This window comes from Pseudomonas putida, assembly GCF_028682475.1.
GTDB classification, from domain to species: Bacteria; Pseudomonadota; Gammaproteobacteria; order Pseudomonadales; family Pseudomonadaceae; genus Aquipseudomonas; species Aquipseudomonas putida_AG.
In genome coordinates this window covers 56199-74610 of sequence record NZ_JANHLE010000020.1, presented here as the reverse complement: position 1 = coordinate 74610, position 18412 = coordinate 56199, and the positions used below count along the sequence as shown (strand labels likewise).

The 18412-nt window shown below is 61.2% G+C and carries 16 protein-coding genes; 10 read left to right on the top strand and 6 right to left on the bottom strand.

What is annotated here, in order from left to right; genetic code table 11:
• Positions 1-14 precede the first annotated feature (14 nt).
• Entirely contained in the window at positions 15-833 is an 819-nt protein-coding gene (gene ppsR / locus NPS47_RS17340) for a posphoenolpyruvate synthetase regulatory kinase/phosphorylase PpsR (RefSeq protein ID WP_274296041.1), read from the bottom strand.
• A 176-nt stretch (positions 834-1009) separates the two neighbouring features.
• Here ppsR and ppsA point away from each other — a divergent pair, with 176 nt between their 5' ends.
• The 8 genes from ppsA (at position 1010) to NPS47_RS17300 (ending at position 9098) form a co-directional block, all read left to right on the top strand.
• Positions 1010-3385 (top strand): phosphoenolpyruvate synthase, encoded by a 2376-nt coding sequence (gene ppsA, locus NPS47_RS17335; protein ID WP_274296040.1) that lies wholly within the window; start codon positions 1010-1012, stop codon positions 3383-3385.
• Between the two features lie 109 nt (positions 3386-3494).
• Positions 3495-4511, top strand: a complete 1017-nt coding sequence (locus NPS47_RS17330) for an alpha/beta fold hydrolase (RefSeq protein ID WP_274296039.1) — start codon at positions 3495-3497, stop codon at positions 4509-4511.
• Positions 4512-4580: 69 nt separating this feature from the next.
• On the top strand, positions 4581-5069 hold the full coding sequence (gene rraA, locus NPS47_RS17325; RefSeq protein WP_038608795.1) for a ribonuclease E activity regulator RraA: 489 nt from the start codon (positions 4581-4583) through the stop codon (positions 5067-5069).
• Positions 5070-5096: 27 nt separating this feature from the next.
• The gene (locus tag NPS47_RS17320; RefSeq protein ID WP_274296038.1) at positions 5097-6092 is read left to right on the top strand and encodes a zinc transporter ZntB; all 996 of its coding nucleotides are present in this window, start codon (positions 5097-5099) and stop codon (positions 6090-6092) included.
• A gap of 95 nt (positions 6093-6187) precedes the next feature.
• Positions 6188-6442, top strand: a complete 255-nt coding sequence (locus tag NPS47_RS17315) for a CrfX protein (RefSeq protein ID WP_371261983.1) — start codon at positions 6188-6190, stop codon at positions 6440-6442.
• A 2-nt stretch (positions 6443-6444) separates the two neighbouring features.
• Positions 6445-7269, top strand: coding sequence for a mechanosensitive ion channel family protein (locus NPS47_RS17310; protein ID WP_128326090.1), 825 nt, complete (start codon positions 6445-6447; stop codon positions 7267-7269).
• Positions 7270-7383: 114 nt separating this feature from the next.
• On the top strand, positions 7384-7950 hold the full coding sequence (sigX, locus tag NPS47_RS17305; RefSeq protein ID WP_036990388.1) for an RNA polymerase sigma factor SigX: 567 nt from the start codon (positions 7384-7386) through the stop codon (positions 7948-7950).
• A gap of 110 nt (positions 7951-8060) precedes the next feature.
• Positions 8061-9098: an OmpA family protein gene (locus NPS47_RS17300; protein WP_274296037.1), complete on the top strand. Its 1038-nt coding sequence runs from the start codon at positions 8061-8063 to the stop codon at positions 9096-9098.
• A 157-nt stretch (positions 9099-9255) separates the two neighbouring features.
• On the opposite strand, the gene NPS47_RS17295 is transcribed toward NPS47_RS17300, so the two are convergent.
• From NPS47_RS17295 to NPS47_RS17280, 4 genes are all read right to left on the bottom strand, one after another.
• Positions 9256-10926 (bottom strand): bifunctional protein-serine/threonine kinase/phosphatase, encoded by a 1671-nt coding sequence (locus NPS47_RS17295; RefSeq protein ID WP_274296036.1) that lies wholly within the window; start codon positions 10924-10926, stop codon positions 9256-9258.
• Positions 10927-10935: 9 nt separating this feature from the next.
• Entirely contained in the window at positions 10936-12147 is a 1212-nt protein-coding gene (locus NPS47_RS17290; protein WP_274296035.1) for a nitrate/nitrite transporter, read from the bottom strand.
• A 173-nt stretch (positions 12148-12320) separates the two neighbouring features.
• Positions 12321-12896: an ANTAR domain-containing response regulator gene (locus NPS47_RS17285; RefSeq protein ID WP_274296062.1), complete on the bottom strand. Its 576-nt coding sequence runs from the start codon at positions 12894-12896 to the stop codon at positions 12321-12323.
• A 15-nt stretch (positions 12897-12911) separates the two neighbouring features.
• On the bottom strand, positions 12912-14126 hold the full coding sequence (locus tag NPS47_RS17280; protein WP_274296034.1) for a CmpA/NrtA family ABC transporter substrate-binding protein: 1215 nt from the start codon (positions 14124-14126) through the stop codon (positions 12912-12914).
• Between the two features lie 151 nt (positions 14127-14277).
• Here NPS47_RS17280 and NPS47_RS17275 point away from each other — a divergent pair, with 151 nt between their 5' ends.
• Positions 14278-15300 carry a quinone-dependent dihydroorotate dehydrogenase gene (locus tag NPS47_RS17275; protein WP_274296033.1) on the top strand — a complete coding sequence of 341 codons (1023 nt, stop codon included), beginning with the start codon at positions 14278-14280 and terminating at the stop codon, positions 15298-15300.
• A gap of 95 nt (positions 15301-15395) precedes the next feature.
• Here the strand turns inward: NPS47_RS17275 and rmf are convergent, their stop codons facing one another.
• Entirely contained in the window at positions 15396-15611 is a 216-nt protein-coding gene (gene rmf / locus NPS47_RS17270) for a ribosome modulation factor (protein ID WP_010223328.1), read from the bottom strand.
• Positions 15612-16150: 539 nt separating this feature from the next.
• Between rmf and rlmKL the strand changes: the two genes are divergently transcribed.
• Entirely contained in the window at positions 16151-18352 is a 2202-nt protein-coding gene (rlmKL, locus tag NPS47_RS17265) for a bifunctional 23S rRNA (guanine(2069)-N(7))-methyltransferase RlmK/23S rRNA (guanine(2445)-N(2))-methyltransferase RlmL (RefSeq protein WP_274296032.1), read from the top strand.
• Positions 18353-18412 lie beyond the last annotated feature (60 nt).

Genomic DNA, 18412 nt, shown 5'->3' with positions numbered 1-18412 from the left:
GCTCCCACCGAGTGTTATTTGAAGCGTCGCTCCACACCTTTCTCGACCAGAATCTTCGCCGCGATCTCTTCCACCGAGAAATGCGTGGAGTTGATGTGGGCAATGTTTTCGCGGCGGAACAGGTTCTCCACCTCGCGCACTTCGAACTCGCACTGGGCGAAGCTGGCGTAGCGGCTGTTGGGCTTGCGCTCATGACGAATGGCGGTCAGCCGGTCCGGGTCGATGGTCAGGCCGAACAGCTTGTGCTGGTGGTTTTTCAAGGCCTGCGGCAGTTGCAGGCGTTCCATGTCATCTTCGGTCAGCGGGTAGTTGGCCGCGCGGATGCCGAATTGCATGGCCATGTACAGACAGGTCGGGGTTTTGCCGCAACGCGAGACCCCCACCAGGATCAGGTCGGCCTTGTCGTAGTAGTGAGTGCGGGCGCCATCATCGTTGTCCAGGGCAAAGTTGACCGCCTCGATGCGCTCCATGTAGTTGGAATTGCCGCCAATGGAGTGGGACTTGCCCACCGAATAGGACGAATGCGCAGTCAGTTCCTGCTCCAGCGGGGCCAGGAAGGTGGAAAAAATGTCGATCATGAAGCCATTGGAGGTGGCCAGGACCTCTCGGATATCCTGATTGACGATGGTGTCAAAGATGATCGGACGGACGCCGTCCCTGTCTGCGGCGCTATTGATTTGCTGTACCATGGCCCGCGCTTTTTCCACACTGTCGATGTACGGCCGTGTGTATTTATTGAACACAATGGTATCGAATTGCGCCAGAAGACTCTGTCCCAGCGTCTCGGCAGTGATACCGGTGCCGTCGGAAATAAAGAAAGCAGATCGTTTCATTTGCGCCTTGGGCCTTAAGCTGGTGAGAATTCTTGGATATGATAGGTTCGGTTTACCGAACATCGTGTTCGGCATTCTCACTTATTTTCCGGGTCCAGGCCACAAGCGCCCGGCCAAGCCAGAGCTGGCAGGCGGGCGACCTGAGCTTTTCCAACACAGTTAGTGGAGAGATCACCTTGGTAGAGTACGTAGTTTCCCTCGATAAGCTCGGCGTCCATGATGTAGAGCATGTGGGGGGCAAGAACGCATCCCTCGGCGAGATGATCAGTAACCTCGCGGGCGCCGGTGTATCGGTCCCCGGCGGCTTTGCCACTACGGCTCAGGCGTACCGTGATTTTCTCGAGCAGAGTGGGCTCAATGCCCAGATCCACGCCGCGCTCGACGCGCTGGATGTCGATGACGTCAATGCCCTGGCCCGTACCGGCGCGCAGATCCGTCAATGGATCATGGAAGCCGAGTTCCCCGAGCGCCTGAACGCTGAAATCCGCACTGCCTTCGCTGAAATGTCCCAGGGCAACCCGAACATGGCCGTTGCCGTGCGTTCCTCGGCCACCGCCGAAGACCTGCCAGACGCTTCGTTCGCCGGTCAGCAGGAGACTTTCCTGAACATCCGCGGCGTCGACAACGTCATCCGCGCCGCCAAGGAAGTGTTCGCCTCGCTGTTCAACGACCGCGCGATTTCCTACCGCGTGCACCAGGGCTTCGACCACAAGCTGGTGGCCCTGTCGGCAGGCGTGCAGCGCATGGTGCGTTCGGAAACCGGCACGGCCGGCGTGATGTTCACCCTCGACACCGAATCGGGCTTCCGTGATGTGGTGTTCATCACCGGCGCCTATGGCCTGGGTGAAACCGTCGTACAAGGCGCGGTCAACCCGGATGAGTTCTATGTCCACAAAGGCACGCTGGAAGCCGGTCGCCCGGCCATCCTGCGTCGCAACCTGGGCAGCAAGGCCATCAAAATGGTCTACGGCGAAGAAGCCAAGGCCGGTCGTTCGGTCAAGACCGTTGATGTCGACAAGGCCGACCGCGCCCGTTTCTGCCTGAGCGACGCCGAAGTCAGCGAGCTGGCCAAACAGGCCATGATCATCGAGAAGCACTACAAGTGCCCGATGGATATCGAGTGGGCCAAAGACGGCGATGACGGCAAGCTGTACATCGTTCAGGCGCGTCCGGAAACCGTGAAGAGCCGTTCCCAGGCCAACGTCATGGAGCGTTACCTGCTCAAGGAAACCGGCACCGTGCTGGTTGAAGGTCGTGCCATCGGCCAGCGCATCGGCGCCGGCAAGGTGCGCATCATCAAGGACGTGTCGGAGATGGACAAGGTCCAGGCCGGCGACGTACTGGTATCTGACATGACCGACCCGGACTGGGAACCGGTCATGAAGCGCGCCAGCGCCATCGTCACCAACCGTGGCGGGCGTACCTGCCACGCGGCGATCATTGCCCGTGAGCTGGGTATCCCGGCCGTGGTCGGTTGCGGCAACGCCACCCAGTTGCTCAAGGACGGCCAGGGCGTGACCGTTTCCTGCGCCGAAGGCGACACCGGTTTCATCTTCGAAGGCGAGCTGGGCTTCGACGTCCGTCAGAACTCGGTCGATGCCATGCCTGACCTGCCGTTCAAGATCATGATGAACGTCGGCAACCCGGACCGCGCGTTCGACTTTGCCCAGCTGCCCAACGCCGGTGTCGGCCTGGCGCGCCTGGAGTTCATCATCAACCGCATGATCGGTGTGCACCCCAAGGCACTGCTGAACTATGCCGGCCTGCCTGCCGAACTGAAAGAAAGCGTCGACAAGCGCATCGCCGGCTACAACGATCCGGTCGGCTTCTACGTCGAGAAACTGGTCGAGGGCATCAGCACCCTGGCGGCGGCGTTCTGGCCGAAAAAGGTCATCGTGCGTCTGTCGGACTTCAAGTCCAACGAATACGCCAACCTGATCGGCGGCAAGCTCTACGAGCCGGAAGAAGAAAACCCGATGCTGGGCTTCCGTGGCGCTTCGCGTTACATCAGCGAAACCTTCCGTGACTGCTTCGAGCTGGAGTGCCGCGCCCTCAAGCGCGTGCGCAACGAGATGGGCCTGACCAACGTCGAGATCATGGTGCCGTTCGTACGCACCTTGGGTGAAGCCAGCCAGGTCGTCGACCTGCTCGCTGAAAACGGCCTGGCCCGCGGCGACAACGGCCTGCGCGTGATCATGATGTGCGAGCTGCCGTCCAATGCGATCCTTGCCGAAGAGTTCCTCGAGTATTTCGACGGCTTCTCCATCGGTTCCAACGACCTGACTCAGCTGACCCTGGGCCTGGACCGTGACTCGGGGATCATCGCGCACCTGTTCGACGAGCGTAATCCTGCGGTCAAGAAGCTGCTGGCCAATGCCATCCAGGCCTGTAACAAGGCTGGCAAGTACATCGGCATCTGCGGCCAGGGTCCATCCGACCACCCGGACCTGGCCAAGTGGCTGATGGAACAGGGCATCGAAAGCGTCTCGCTGAACCCGGATTCGGTACTCGAAACCTGGTTCTTCCTGGCCGAAGGTCAGGCTGCGAACTGAGGCGTTGAACCGGAACCTTCACCCGGCCTATTTGGGTCGGTGAAGGTTTCGACCGTATTCCAGGGCGTGTTCCAGTGATGGTTCCCGCCCTTTTTCGTGCAAGAAACCTATGCAAAGCAGCAGTTCTCTATTTCCCGTGGCCTTGCTCAGTGCCGAGCGTCGCGGTGATCTGAGCGAAGATGTCTACCGGATCAAGGCCGGTAACAGCCCGGATCGCACCGTTGAGCTGGCGGTCACCCGTCTCGGTCTGGCTGACCAGGCCGAGGTGCGCGGCGCCCCGGTGATTTTGCTGCACGGCAGCTTTTCCAACCGGCGTTTCTGGTATTCGCCCCGGGGTATTGGCCTGGGTGCCTACCTGGCGCGCGCCGGTTTCGATGTGTGGATTCCGGAAATGCGCGGTCACGGTCTGTCGCCGCGCAACCATGCTTATCGACACAACCGTGTCGCCGACTATGCCCGTTACGATTTGCCAGTCATTGCAGCCTTTGTCAGCGAGCAGTGCGGCCGTGCCGCGCACTGGATCGGCCACTCCCTGGGCGGCACCACCCTGGCTGCCGCGCTTGGCGGTCAGTATCTGACGGCTGAGCAGGTGGCCAGCGCGGCATTTTTCGGTACTCAGGTCAGTCGCACCTATTGGCCGCTGAAATTGCCGCCAGTGGAGTGGGGCGGGCGCCTGTTGCTCAAGCGCTTCGGGCAGATTTCCGGCGCGCGTCTCAAGCGCGGCCCGGAAGACGAACCGATTGGCCTGGCTCTGGAAAGCATGCGCTGGTTCGGTCTGTTCGGCCGTTTCGGCGACAAGGATCGCGATTGGTGGGCCGGGCTGGCCGAAGTCGATGTGCCGGTGCTGGCGGTAGGCGCGGCGGGCGATCATCAGGACCCGGTGTGGGCCTGCCGCAAGCTGTTTGAGCAACTGGGCGGCGAGCACAAGCAATTCATTCGCCTGGGACGTGAAGAGGGTTTCGACAACTTCGGCCACGTCGACATGCTGGTCAGCAAGCCGGCGCAGACCCAGGTTTGGCCGCTGGTCGAGCGCTGGCTGCACAACCCTTTGACTGCTTTGCTCAATGATGCTGCGCAGCAGGTGACCGGACCGGCGCCGACGTGTAGCCTTGAGCCTAAAGCGTGATCGCTGGGCCTCGTTAACTGATTTGAAACTGTGACATCCCTTTGTCTTGGCAACCGACAGGAGTTTCCCATGCATTATCTCACCCCCGATCTGTGCGACGCCTACCCGGAACTGGTGCAGGTGCTGGAGCCGATGTTCAGCAACTTCGGCGGCCGCGACTCCTTCGGTGGTGAGATCGTCACCATCAAGTGCTTCGAAGACAACTCGCTGGTCAAGGAGCAGGTTGACCTGGATGGCAAGGGCAAGGTGCTGGTGGTCGACGGTGGCGGTTCGCTGCGTCGCGCGCTGCTCGGTGACATGCTCGCCGAGAAAGCCGCCAAGAACGGCTGGGAAGGCCTGGTGATCTATGGCTGCGTGCGTGATGTCGATGTCCTGGCACAGACCGACGTTGGCGTGCAGGCCCTGGCCAGCCACCCGATGAAGACCGACAAGCGCGGCATCGGTGATCTCAACGTGGTGGTGAACTTTGCCGGGGTGACGTTCCGTCCGGGCGAGTATATCTACGCTGACAACAATGGTGTGATTGTCTCGCCAAGTCCGCTTAAAATGCCGGAATAAGCACTGAAACCGCGAAGTGGAGCAGGAATGTTCGAGGAAGAAAACGCGCAGTGGGGGTTGGTGCATGCCCTGGTGCTCGATGGTAAAGGCGGTGCGCGTTCGATTGGTCGAACTGAACTGGACGACCTGCAGTTGCAGCCAGAGCAGAGCCTCTGGCTGCATTGGGATCGCAGTCACCCGCAGACGCGGACCTGGCTGCGTCGCGACAGCGGCCTGAGCGAATTCGCCTGCGACCTGCTCCTTGAAGAAAATACCCGTCCACGCCTACTGCCCTTGCCAGAAGCGCAGATGCTGCTGTTTTTGCGCGGGGTCAACCTCAATCCGGGCGCAGAGCCCGAAGACATGGTGTCGGTACGGATCTTCGCCCAGGCGCAGCGGGTAATTTCCCTGCGCTTGCGGCCATTACGCGCCAGTGACGAGCTGTTGCAGCAACTGGCCGAAGGCCGTGGCCCCAAGACGGCCTCCGAACTGTTGCTGAGTATGGCGCAGCTACTGACCGAGAAGGTTCAGGCGCTGCTCAGCGACCTCTCGGAAGTGGTCGACCTGGAAGAAGAGAAGCTTGAAGCCGACCAGCGGTACGCGCCGGAGCAGGCTTCCTTGCAGCAGATCCGCCGCCGCGCTGCCGGTCTGCGGCGCTTTCTCGCGCCGCAGCGCGAGCTATACGCGCAATTGGCGCGCAACAAGTGGAGCTGGTTCGCCGAAGACGATGCCGATTACTGGAACGAGCTGAACAACAGCCTGATCCGCTACCTTGAAGAGCTGGAACTGACCCGTGAACGGGCTGCCCTGGTGTTGGAAAGCGAAGACCGTCGGCGTGCCGAGCGGATGAACCGGACCATGTACCGCTTTGGCATCATCACCTGCATTTTTCTGCCCATGAGTTTTGTCACCGGGCTGCTAGGCATCAACGTCGGCGGTATTCCGGGATCGGAAAGCCCCTATGGATTTCTCTTCGCCAGCCTGCTGGTACTGGCGCTGGCACTGGGGCAGTGGTGGCTGTTCCGCCGACTGCGCTGGGTGTGATCCGGTGCATTTGGTGAACAACCAGTCATTAACTGTCTGCCCGGTTCATGTGACCCGCGCTGAGACCACCTCGTCTCTGACAGATATTGCGCGAGGTGCCTATGCACGATCCGTTTGAAGAATCCCTGCGAGACCTGCTCAAGGCTTCACCGTCCGGGCGCGAGCGCGACGACGATGCCTGCCTTGGGCGTGTCCTGAAAACCGCCAACCGTCAGGTCGGTGCGGGCGATCTGTTCAGCCTGCTTGGCCGCTGGAGCCAGGCGTTGATGATTGCCGTGAACAATGGTTCGGCGCATGTAGCGCCGGTCCGCCGTAACGCTACCGCTCGTAAAGCTGATAAGGCCGATTGAATATGGAACTTAATCTCTGGACCCAGAGCTTGCTCACCGCGATGACCGCGCTGTGGACCAAAGTGGCGAACTTCATCCCCAATCTGTTTGGCGCCCTGGTTGTGGTGCTGCTCGGTTTTGTCGTGGCCAAGCTGCTCGACACCTTGCTCTCCAAGCTGCTGGCCAAACTCGGTCTGGACCGCCTGATGGGCGGCACCGGCCTGACCAAGATGCTCGATCGGGTCGGTATCCAGGTGCCGATCTCGACGTTGATCGGCAAGATTGTTTACTGGTTCGTGTTGCTCATTTTCCTGGTCTCGGCCGCTGAATCCCTGGGTCTTGAGCGCGTCTCGGCAACCCTGGACATGCTCGCACTGTACCTGCCGAAGGTGTTCGGCGCGGCCCTGGTGCTGCTGGCGGGCGTGCTGCTGGCGCAACTGGTCAACGGCCTGGTGCGCGGTGCCGCCGAAGGCATCGGCCTGGAGTACGCCGCCGGTGTCGGTCGTATCGCCCAGGGCCTGGTGATTATCATCAGTATTTCAGTGGCAATCAGCCAGCTCGAGGTCAAAACCGACCTGCTCAACCATGTAATTGTCATCGGATTGATTACCGTTGGTCTGGCCGTTGCCCTGGCGATGGGCCTGGGCAGTCGCGAAATTGCCGGGCAGATTCTGGCTGGAATCTATGTTCGAGAACTCTATCAAGTCGGCCAGCAAGTGCAGGTTGGAGAGGTCGAAGGGCAGATCGAGGAGATCGGCACGGTCAAGACGACCTTGCTGACCGACGACGGCGAGTTGGTTTCGTTGTCCAACCGGATTCTTCTCGAGCAGCGAGTCAATAGCCGCTAACCGGGTAAATCCTGCTAATGTATGCCGCCGCGAAATTGCCCCAGGCAGGGGTAAGCGGCGACATTGACCTGACTGTCGGCCAGATTCGTTTTGAATAAAGTTCACTCGCTGCCCATGCGTTACGACCCCCGCGAGCTCACTGATGAGGAGTTGGTGGCGCGTTCGCATGAGGAGCTGTTTCATGTTACTCGCGCGTATGAGGAGCTCATGCGACGCTACCAGCGGACCCTTTTTAACGTCTGTGCGCGTTATCTGGGGAACGATCGGGACGCTGATGATGTCTGTCAGGAGGTGATGCTCAAGGTGCTCTATGGTTTGAAGAACTTCGAGGGTAAATCGAAGTTCAAGACCTGGCTCTACAGCATCACCTATAACGAATGCATCACCCAGTACCGCAAGGAGCGGCGCAAGCGTCGACTGATGGATGCCTTGAGTCTTGATCCACTTGAGGAAGCCTCGGAAGAGAAGGCGCCGAAACCGGAAGAGAAGGGTGGGTTGGACAAGTGGTTAGTGCATGTTAATCCGATTGACCGTGAAATTCTGGTGCTACGATTTGTCGCAGAGCTGGAATTTCAGGAAATCGCCGATATCATGCATATGGGCCTGAGCGCAACGAAAATGCGGTACAAGCGTGCGCTAGACAAGCTACGTGAGAAATTTGCGGGCCTTGCTGAAACTTAGTGGCGCGTAAATATCTCTAACGTACCGGCAAGTTCTGCTAGACTTGCCGTCGAGTTGTCCCCCGGATGTTGGTGGGACTGCTTAACTATCACCAGATGGGGATTTAACGGATGAAATTGAAAAACACCTTGGGCTTGGCCATTGGTTCTCTTGTAGCCGTAACTTCGCTCGGCGCTCTGGCACAAGGCCAAGGCGCGGTTGAGATCGAAGGTAACGTTACCAAGCAGTACTACGATAGCGAGCGCAATTTCAAGAACGACGGCACCAACCCTGGTGTTCGCCTCGGTTACTTCCTGACCGACGACCTGTCGCTGGACCTGGGCTACAACGAGACTCACAACGCTCGTGGCGAAGTCTTCAACAAAGACATCAAAGGTTCTAAAGCCAAGCTCGACGCTACCTACCACCTGGGTACCGTAGGCGACGCAGTGCGTCCTTACGTTTCCGCTGGTTTCGCGCACGAGAGCCTGGGCCAGGCCACTAACAACGGTCGTGACCACTCCACCTTCGCCAACGTTGGCGCTGGCGCCAAGTGGTACATCACCGACATGTTCTTCGCCCGTGCCGGCGTTGAAGCCATGTACAACATCGACAACGGCAACACCGAGTGGGGTCCAACCGTCGGTCTGGGTCTGAACTTCGGTGGTAGCGGTGGCAAGGTTGCAGCTGCTCCTGCTCCAGTTGCTGAAGTCTGCTCCGACAGCGACAACGACGGCGTTTGCGACAACGTTGACAAGTGCCCTGACACCCCAGCCAACGTTACCGTTGACGCTGACGGCTGCCCGGCTGTTGCCGAAGTCGTACGTGTTGAGCTGGACGTCAAGTTCGACTTCGACAAGTCGGTCGTCAAGCCAAACAGCTACGGCGACATCAAGAACCTGGCTGACTTCATGAAGCAGTACCCACAGACCACCACCACTGTTGAAGGTCACACTGACTCCGTCGGTCCTGACGCTTACAACCAGAAGCTGTCTGAGCGTCGTGCAAACGCCGTTAAGCAGGTTCTGACCAACCAGTACGGCGTAGAATCGAGCCGTGTTGAGTCGGTAGGCTACGGTGAAACCCGTCCGGTTGCTGACAACGCCACCGACGCTGGTCGCGCTGTTAACCGTCGCGTAGAAGCACAAGTAGAAGCACAAGCCAAGTAATTGGTAAGCGCTTCACAGAAAAGCCCGGCCTAGGCCGGGCTTTTCTTTGCCTGCGATTCAGGCCGGTATCTGCAGCAGGGTGCTGTGTGAGGCTCCTCGGGCCGCCACTTCGCCAATCACCAGGATCGCCGGGCTGCTCAGTTTGAAGCGCGCAGCGTCAGCCTTTTAGCAGGCAGATCAGCAGGATCAGGTTGAGCAACAATGACAGCAGCGCCAGGCCGCGCCAGACTTTCATCGGCTCGCGCTCGAGCAGTGGCCGCGGGCGCAGGCTCAGTTGCTGGCGTTCGCCTTGTTCGAGCAGCAACAGCCATTGTTCGGCGGTTTCGAAACGTTGTTGCGGGTCGGCCAACAACGCCTGGGTCAGGTTGTGCTCCAGCCATTCGGGCAGGTCTGGGCGGTAGCGCGCGGCACTGGTGGGCTGGACAAAGCGTGGGCGCTGGAAGGCTTCGATTTCGCCATAGGGATAGTGACCGGTCAGCAGATAGAACAGCGTCACGCCGACGCTGTACAAGTCCTGCTGGGCACTGGGCGGCTTACCGTCGAACGCCTCCGGAGCAATGAACGACGGGGTGCCGGGCAACTCATGGGCGCGGTCTTCGGAAAGTCCGGGGCAAAAGGCCAGGCCAAAATCCAGCACGCGCAATTGGCCGTCATCGCCCAGGTGCAGGTTTTCCGGCTTGATGTCGCGATGGAGAATGTTGCGTCGATGTAACAGGCCCACGGCCTGCAACAGTTGCTGGGCAAGCGCTTGCCAATCCGCCAATGGCAGAGGGCCGGAACGGGCGAACAGTTGCGCAAGGGTCTGGCCCGGGTATTCACGCATCAGGTAATACAGGTGCTGGCGTTGGCTGGCCGGGTGCACTTCGGGGAAGTAACGCCCGGCAACCCGGCGCAGGAACCATTCTTCGAGCAGCAGGCTTTGCAGCGCGCCAGGTTCATCCTTGCGCTGCTCGGGCAAGGTTTTCAGCAGCCAGGCGCGCTGCTGGTCGTCGTGGACCCGGTACAGCAGGGACTGCCGACTCTGGCCGAGCGTCTGCTCGACCGTCCAGCCATCGATCGATTGGCCGCTACGCAGGGGGCCAGGCAGCGGCCATTGCTGCAATTGCGCCAGGGAATCGCCGAGGTTGCTTGCGCCCAACCGGTCGATCCGCACCAGCAAGGCGCTGGCATTGTCCTGGCTGCCGCTGTGATGGGCCGAGCTGACCAGCGTTTGGGCGGCATCCTGCAAGTCCAGCTGTTCGCGCAATATCGCCCTTATCTGCGATTCGCTGAGGCTGGCCCAGACGCCATCGCTGAGCAGGACGAAGCATTCACCGGTGTGCAGGTCCCCTTCGAGATAGTCGACCTGCAAGTGTTGATCCAGGCCCAGGGCGCGCTTCAGCACATGCTGCATGCCGGGCTGATCCCAGACGTGATCCTCGCTGATGCGTTGCAACTGGCCGGCGGCCCAGCGATAGACGCGGCAGTCGCCGACATGCGCCAGGGTGAAGCGCCGACCGCGCAGCACCAGGGCGCTGAGGGTGGTCAGGAGAGGCTGGCCACCACCATTGGCGCGCAGCCAGCGATTCTGTGCCAGCAACAGGCGGTCGAGGGCCTGGGCCACGCCCCAGGTAGGCGGTGTGGCGTAATAGTCCAGGGCTAGCGCCTGCAGGCTTGCCCGCGCGGCCAGGCCGCCGTCGGCGCACTGGCTGACGCCGTCGGCGAGGGCGAACAGATAGCCCTTGCTGGCGGCCAGTTCCGGGTTGGGTGTGACCAGGCGCAAGGCATCCTGGTTCTCTTCTCGAGGCCCGGTAGCGCTGGCGTGGGCGAAGCTCAGTTGCAGGCTCATGGCGCTGTCTCAGACCCGCGCCGCAGTGACGGCGGCCGAGCCCCAGGTGGTGCGCCAGCGTTGCTTGACGCCGTGCAGGCCGAACCAGGCCAGCACGCCCAGGCTGGCGAACAGCCAAAGCCCCAGTTGATAGTCGCCGCTGTGTTGTTTGATCGCGCCAAGGCCGGCGGCCAGAAGGAAACCACCGATACCCCCGGCCATGCCGATCAGGCCAGTCATCACCCCGATTTCCTGGCGAAAGCGCTGCGGTACCAGTTGAAATACCGCGCCATTGCCTGCGCCAAGGCCGAGCATGGCACTGACGAACAATGCCAGTGCCGCCACCGAGCTGGGCAGATTGAAACCGACGGCGGCGATGCAGATGGCGGCCACGGTGTACATCGCCAGCAAGGTGCGGATACCGCCAAAGCGATCGGCCAGGGCGCCACCCAGAGGGCGCATCAGGCTGCCGGCGAACACGCAGGCGGCGGTGTAGTAGCCGGCAGTGACCGGGCTCAGGCCATACTGGTCGTTGAAGTAGCCGGGCAGGGCGCTGGCCAGGCCGATGAAGCCGCCAAAGGTGACGCTGTAGAAGAACATGAACCACCAACTGTCGCGGTCACCCAGGGCTTTGAGGTAGTCGGCCATGGCCTTGGGCTTGGGGCGTTGCGGGGCATTGCGCGCGAGCAGGGCGAACAGCACAAGGCTCAGCATCAGCGGCACCACGGCAAAGCCGAAAACATTGTTCCAGCCAAAACTGGCCGCCAGGACCGGCGCCAGCAGTGCGGCAAACACGGTGCCGGAGTTACCCGCGCCGGCAATACCCATGGCCTTGCCCTGGTGCTGGGCCGGGTACCACTGCGAGGCCAGCGGCAGGGAGACGGCGAAGGAGGCGCCAGCGACACCGAGGAACACACCTAGCAGCAATGCCTGTTCATAGCTGTGTACGCCCATCTTCCAGGCACAGAACAACGCGATGATGACGATCACCTGGCCGATGAGGCCGGCGGTTTTCGCTGACAGCCGATCTACCAGGATACCCATCACCAAGCGCAGGATGGCGCCGGCGAGGATCGGTGTGGCCACCATCAGGCCGCGCTGCTGGGTGGTCAACTGCAGGTCGGTGGCAATCTGCACTGCCAGGGGGCCGAGCAGGTACCAGACCATAAAGCTCAGGTCGAAATACAAAAAGGCGGCGAACAGCGTGGGGATATGCCCGGACTTCCAGAAACTCGTATTCATCGAACACCTCGTTGAACGTTGCACTGCAGGTCGCGCCCTCAAGGGGCAGAAACGCAAAAGACGCCGCCTCCCGGCCCGCTGCTGCGAGGGGGATGCGACGTCTTTGTCGTGAAGGGGCAACCGCCGTTGGCTACCTGTGCGATAGATTTTGCAAAAGCCAGGCCAGCGTCCTGTCAGCCAAGCAAATCACTCATGGCAATGATCTGCTCGGCCACCTGGATCAGCTTCTGCTGCTTGCTCATGGCCTGGCGACGCATCAGGGTGTAGGCCTGCTCTTCGTTGCAGTCCTTCATCTTCATCAGCAGGCCCTTGGCCAGCTCGATGCGTTTGCGTTCAGCCAGCTGCTGGTCGCGGGCTTGCAGCTGGGCCTTGAGCGCCTGGTCGCTTTCGAAGCGGGCCATGGCCACGTCGAGGATCGGCTGCAGCCGCGCCGCATGAATGCCCTCGACGATGTAAGCGCTGACCCCGGCCTGAATCGCCTGGCGCATCACGCCCGGGTCGTGCTCGTCGGTAAACATGACGATTGGCCGTGGTCGGTCGCGACTGACCAGGATCACTTGCTCCATCACATCCCGGCCGGGTGACTCGGTATCGATCAGGACCACATCCGGACGCACCGTTTCGACGCGTGCCGGCAGGTCGATGGTCAATCCCGATGCTTCGATCACTTCAAAGCCAGCCTCAACCAGTGCGGCTTTCAGGCGCCCGACTTTTTTTTCGGTGTCGTCGATCAACAGGATTCGCAGAATCATGGCGCCTCCTTATCAGCGACGGGCTAGGGCGGCAGGCGTTTGCACCAGCGCGTGCAGGGCAAAGCTGCGGGCGTAGCCGGCGGGGTCGCTGCCATTCCAATAGCTGCCATCGATCAACTGGCTACGGCGCATGTTCTGCTCGGCGCAAGGCACACCGATGGCACTGGCGGCGTCGCGGTACAGCGCCAGTTGTTGCACCTGGCGCGCCACGCCCAGGTAGTCGGGATCCTCGCGCAGCAGGCCCCAGCGGCGGAATTGGGTCATGAACCACATACCGTCGGACAGGTAAGGCAGGTTGGCCCGGCCGTTGTCATACAGGCGCAAGGCATGCGGGTCGTGCCAGTGATTGCCAAGGCCGTCGTGGTAGTCGCCGAGCAAGCGCGGCTCGATGCTGTTCAAGGGGGCGTCCAGGTACGCCTCGCCGCTCAGCAGCTGGGCAGTGCCGCGCCGGTTTTCCGGGCTTTGCTCGATGAAGCGGCTGGCGGCCAGAATCGCTTTGACCAGCGCCCTGGCGGTATTGGGGTAGTGCTCGACAAAGGCGCGGGTACAGCCGAGGACTTTTTCCGGGTGGTCGGGCCAGATCGACTGGCTGGTCGCCAGCGTAAACCCCTGGCCCTGCTCGACGGCCTCGGCCGACCAGGGTTCGCCGACACAGAAACCGTCAATACGCCCGGCTTGTAGATGAGCAAGCATCTGCGCCGGGGGCACTACAACGCTGTTGACGTCATGCAGTGGGTGGATGCCCTGGCTGGCCAGCCAGTAATACAGCCACATGGCGTGCGTGCCGGTCGGAAAGGTCTGGGCAAAGGTGAGTTTTGTCCTGCTTTGGTGCGCGAAACGCTCCAGCGCCTCGGGACGGGTCACGCCTTGACGCTGCAGCGCCGCCGACAGGTTGATGCCTTGGCCATTCTGGTTGAGCCCCATCAGCACCGCCATGTCGGTGGCCCCGATGCCGCCAATGCCCAGGTGCACGGCATAAATCAGCCCGTACAGACTATGGGCAGCATCCAGTTCACCGCTGACCAGCTTGTCGCGCAAGCCGGCCCAGGAGCTCTGGCGCTTGAGGTTCAGGCTCAAGCCGTAGGGCTGGGCAAAACCCTGGGTTGCGGCGACCACCACCGAGGCGCAATCGCTCAGGGCCATGAAACCGATATTCAGGCTGTGTTTTTCCGGCGCATCGCTGCCGTTGACCCAGGCCAGTGCTGTCGAAGGGATATCATTGTTCACAGTATCGCGCCTGTATCGAAAGTCAGGCCGTGCCGCTTGCGGGGCCGGTATCGACAGACAACAAAGCAACGCATATGCCAAGGCGGCGCTGTCCCCCGGACCACGCCCCCTATATAATCGCCCCCTCACTCACGTCGAGCTAAGCCCGCCCATGTATACCCTGGCCCGCCAGCTGCTGTTCAAGCTCTCCCCGGAGACCTCCCATGACCTGTCCCTGGACCTGATCGGCGCCGGTGGCCGCCTGGGCCTGAACGGGCTGCTGACCAAGGCTCCGGCCTCCTTGCCGGTGACGGTCATGGGCCTGGAGTTCGCCAACCCGGTGGGGCTGGCGGCTGGTCTGGACAAAAACGGCGCAGCCATCGATGGGTTTGCCCAGCTGGGCTTCGGCTTTGTCGAAATCGGTACGGTCACGCCTCGTCCGCAGCCGGGTAATCCCAAGCCGCGCCTGTTCCGCTTGCCGCAAGCCGAAGCGATCATCAACCGCATGGGCTTCAACAACCTGGGCGTCGATAACCTGCTGAACCGCGTGCAGGCGGCGAAATACCGCGGCGTGCTGGGTATCAACATCGGCAAGAACTTCGACACCCCGGTCGAGCGCGCGGTAGACGACTACCTGATCTGTCTGGACAAGGTTTACGACCATGCCAGCTACATCACCGTCAACGTCAGTTCGCCCAACACCCCGGGCCTGCGCAGCCTGCAGTTCGGCGACTCGCTCAAGCAGTTGCTCGATGCCCTGGCCGAGCGCCGTGGGCAACTGGCTGCGCAGTACGGCAAGCACGTACCGTTGGCGATCAAGATTGCTCCGGACATGAGCGATGAAGAAACCGCCCTGGTGGCAGCGGCGCTGATCGAGTCAGGCATGGATGCGGTGATCGCCACCAACACCACGCTCGGCCGCGAAGGTGTCGAAGGCTTGCCCCATGGCGACGAGGCCGGAGGCCTGTCGGGCGCGCCGGTACTGGAAAAGAGCACGCATATCGTCAAGGTGCTGTCGGGTGAGCTGGGCGGCAAATTGCCGATCATCGCCGCCGGCGGCATCACCGAGGGCAAACACGCGGCACAGAAGATCGCCGCTGGTGCCAGCCTCGTGCAGATCTATTCGGGGTTCATCTACAAGGGCCCTGCGCTGATCCGCGAAGCGGTGGACGCCATCGCTGCCATGCCGCGCTGAAGCGCAGGCATAAAAAAGGGCCCCTTGAAGGGGCCCCTGGGCCTTAGCCCGCCGCCCGGATGGGGCGCGCATGGTGAATGAATTCAGATCCTCGTTCAGCCAACGGCGTGAAGTTCGTTGAGTCTGTGAATACCCGCAGTGCCGGTCATACCGTCCCAGTTGTCGCCGCGTCCTTCACGCCAGCCATTGATCCATGCCTGGCGTACAGACGGTAGAGTAAAGGGGCAAAGCTCGCGGGATTTGCCGGTGACCCCATATTGGTAGCCACGTGAAAATGCTCTTTCCAACGGATCACGCTTAAGTCTTCTCATAGGGTGTTGCCCTCACTTGTTGACTGTAATGTCGCGTCGGCCTCCAGGAGGCCGGGCAGAATCGTTCTGCCGGTTTGCGCTCGCTGCCGGCGTCGCGAGCGAAAGTGTTGCCCCGTTGCGGTGACAACCTGAGATGAGTTCTAACCAATGCACGACACAGTGTGAATGATCGTTTTGTCATAAGGACGTAACCTTTCCTAGGGTCAAAGGATAAGTAAATAAATGCTTCAGACCTGGATCCGATGCAAAGCCCGCTATGATCAGGGTTTGATAAGAATTGAAGTCACTTGGCTATTGCCTGGTGATAATTTGTAACAAGGCAGTCAATACGACGAAGGGTCATTTTTCCCCTGTCAGTCGTGAAATTTTCATTCTGCCCGGCGATCAAAGACTTTTCTGCCCCAGGCAAAGGTCAGGTTGCCCGGGTGGCCCGGCACTCATTGCGGTGCCATTCGAACGCTCGCTGGAAAGGCGTTCGATTAAACATCGGAAGGCGATGCGCTTGCCCTCCACTTATTGCTCAAGGCACTGGATACCTCATGTCGGACCGTTTCGAACTCTACCTAACCTGCCCTAAAGGTCTTGAAGGCCTGCTCGCCGAAGAGGCCCGCGGCCTGGGCCTTGAAGAGGTGCGTGAACACACTTCGGCCATTCGCGGCTCGGCCGACATGGAAACCGCCTACCGCTTGTGCCTCTGGTCACGCCTGGGCAACCGCGTGCTGCTGGTGCTCAAGCGCTTCAACATGAAGAACGCCGACGACCTGTACGATGGCGTGCACGATGTCGAGTGGCAGGACCACCTGGAAGCCAGCGGTTCGCTGGCCGTCGAGTTCAGCGGCCATGGCTCGGGGATCGACAACACCCATTTCGGTGCCCTGAAGGTCAAGGATGCCATTGTCGACAAACTGCGCACCCGCGATGGCGAGCGCCCTTCGGTCGACAAGCTCAACCCGGACTTGCGCGTGCACCTTCGTCTGGACCGCGGGGAAGCGATCCTGTCCCTGGACCTGTCCGGTCACAGCCTGCACCAGCGCGGTTATCGCCTGCAGCAGGGGGCGGCACCGCTCAAGGAAAACCTTGCCGCCGCCGTGCTGATCCGTGCCGGTTGGCCGCGTATTGCCGCCGAAGGCGGAGCGCTGGCTGACCCGATGTGTGGCGTGGGTACCTTCCTGGTGGAAGCGGCGATGATCGCTGCCGACATCGCCCCCAACCTCAAGCGAGAGCGCTGGGGCTTCAGCGCCTGGCTTGGCCATGTCCCGGCACTGTGGCGCAAGCTGCATGACGAAGCGCAGGCGCGGGCGCAGGCTGGTCTTGCCCGGCCGCCGTTGTGGATTCGAGGCTACGAAGCCGACCCGCGGCTGATCCAGCCGGGGCGCAACAACGTCGAACGTGCCGGCCTTAGTGACTGGGTGAAAATCTACCAGGGTGAGGTCGGCAGTTTCGAGCCGCGTCCTGACCAGAACCAGAAGGGCCTGGTGATCTGCAACCCACCCTATGGCGAGCGTCTGGGTGATGAAGCCAGCCTGCTGTATCTCTACCAGAACCTCGGCGAGCGTCTGCGTCAATCCTGCCTGAACTGGGAAGCGGCGGTGTTTACTGGCGCCCCCGACCTGGGCAAGCGCATGGGCATTCGCAGCCACAAGCAGTACGCGTTCTGGAACGGCGCGTTGCCGTGCAAGCTGCTGCTGATCAAGGTGCAGCCCGACCAGTTCGTCACCGGCGAGCGTCGCCAGCCCGAGCGTGACGCTCAGGGTAACGACGATCAGCGTTCTCCGGCGGCGGTTGCCAGCGAGCCGGCACGCTTGAGCGAAGGCGGGCAGATGTTCGCCAATCGCCTGCAGAAAAACCTCAAGCAGCTGGGCAAATGGGCCAAGCGCGAGCAGGTCAGTTGCTATCGTCTGTATGACGCCGACATGCCGGAGTATGCCCTGGCCATCGACCTGTATCAGGACTGGGTACACGTCCAGGAATACGCCGCACCGCGTTCGATTGATCCGGAGAAAGCCCAGGCCCGCCTGTTCGATGCCTTGGCTGCGATTCCCCAGGCACTGGGCATCGATCAGAGCCGGGTGGTGGTCAAGCGTCGCGAGCGTCAGAGCGGTACCCGCCAGTACGAGCGCCAGAGCACCCAGGGCCAGTTCCTGGAAGTCAGCGAAGGGGGCGTCAAGTTGCTGGTCAACCTGACCGACTACCTCGACACCGGGCTGTTCCTCGACCATCGGCCGATGCGCATGCGTATCCAGCGCGAAGCCGCCGGCAAGCGCTTCCTCAACCTGTTCTGCTACACCGCGACCGCCAGCGTGCATGCGGCCAAGGGCGGCGCACGCAGCACCACCAGCGTCGACCTGTCACGGACGTACCTGGACTGGGCGCGGCGCAACCTGTCGCTCAATGGTTTCTCCGACAAGAACCGGCTGGAGCAGGGGGATGTCATGGCCTGGCTGCAGGCGTGCCGTGACGAGTTCGACTTGATCTTCATCGATCCACCGACCTTCTCCAACTCCAAGCGCATGGAAGGTGTATTCGATGTCCAGCGTGACCATGTCGAATTGCTCGACCTGGCGGTCGCGCGCCTGGCGCCAGGCGGCGTGCTGTATTTCTCCAACAACTTCCGCAAGTTCCAGCTCGACGAACGTCTGGCTGAACGTTATGCGGTAGAGGAAATCAGCGCGCAGACCCTGGATCCGGACTTCGCCCGTAACACCAAGATTCATCGGGCATGGCGCATTCAGGCACGTTGAAGGCGATCTTCTCCCAGGCCTCGGATTGCTTCATTAGTGGCTAATGGCTATAACTGAAGG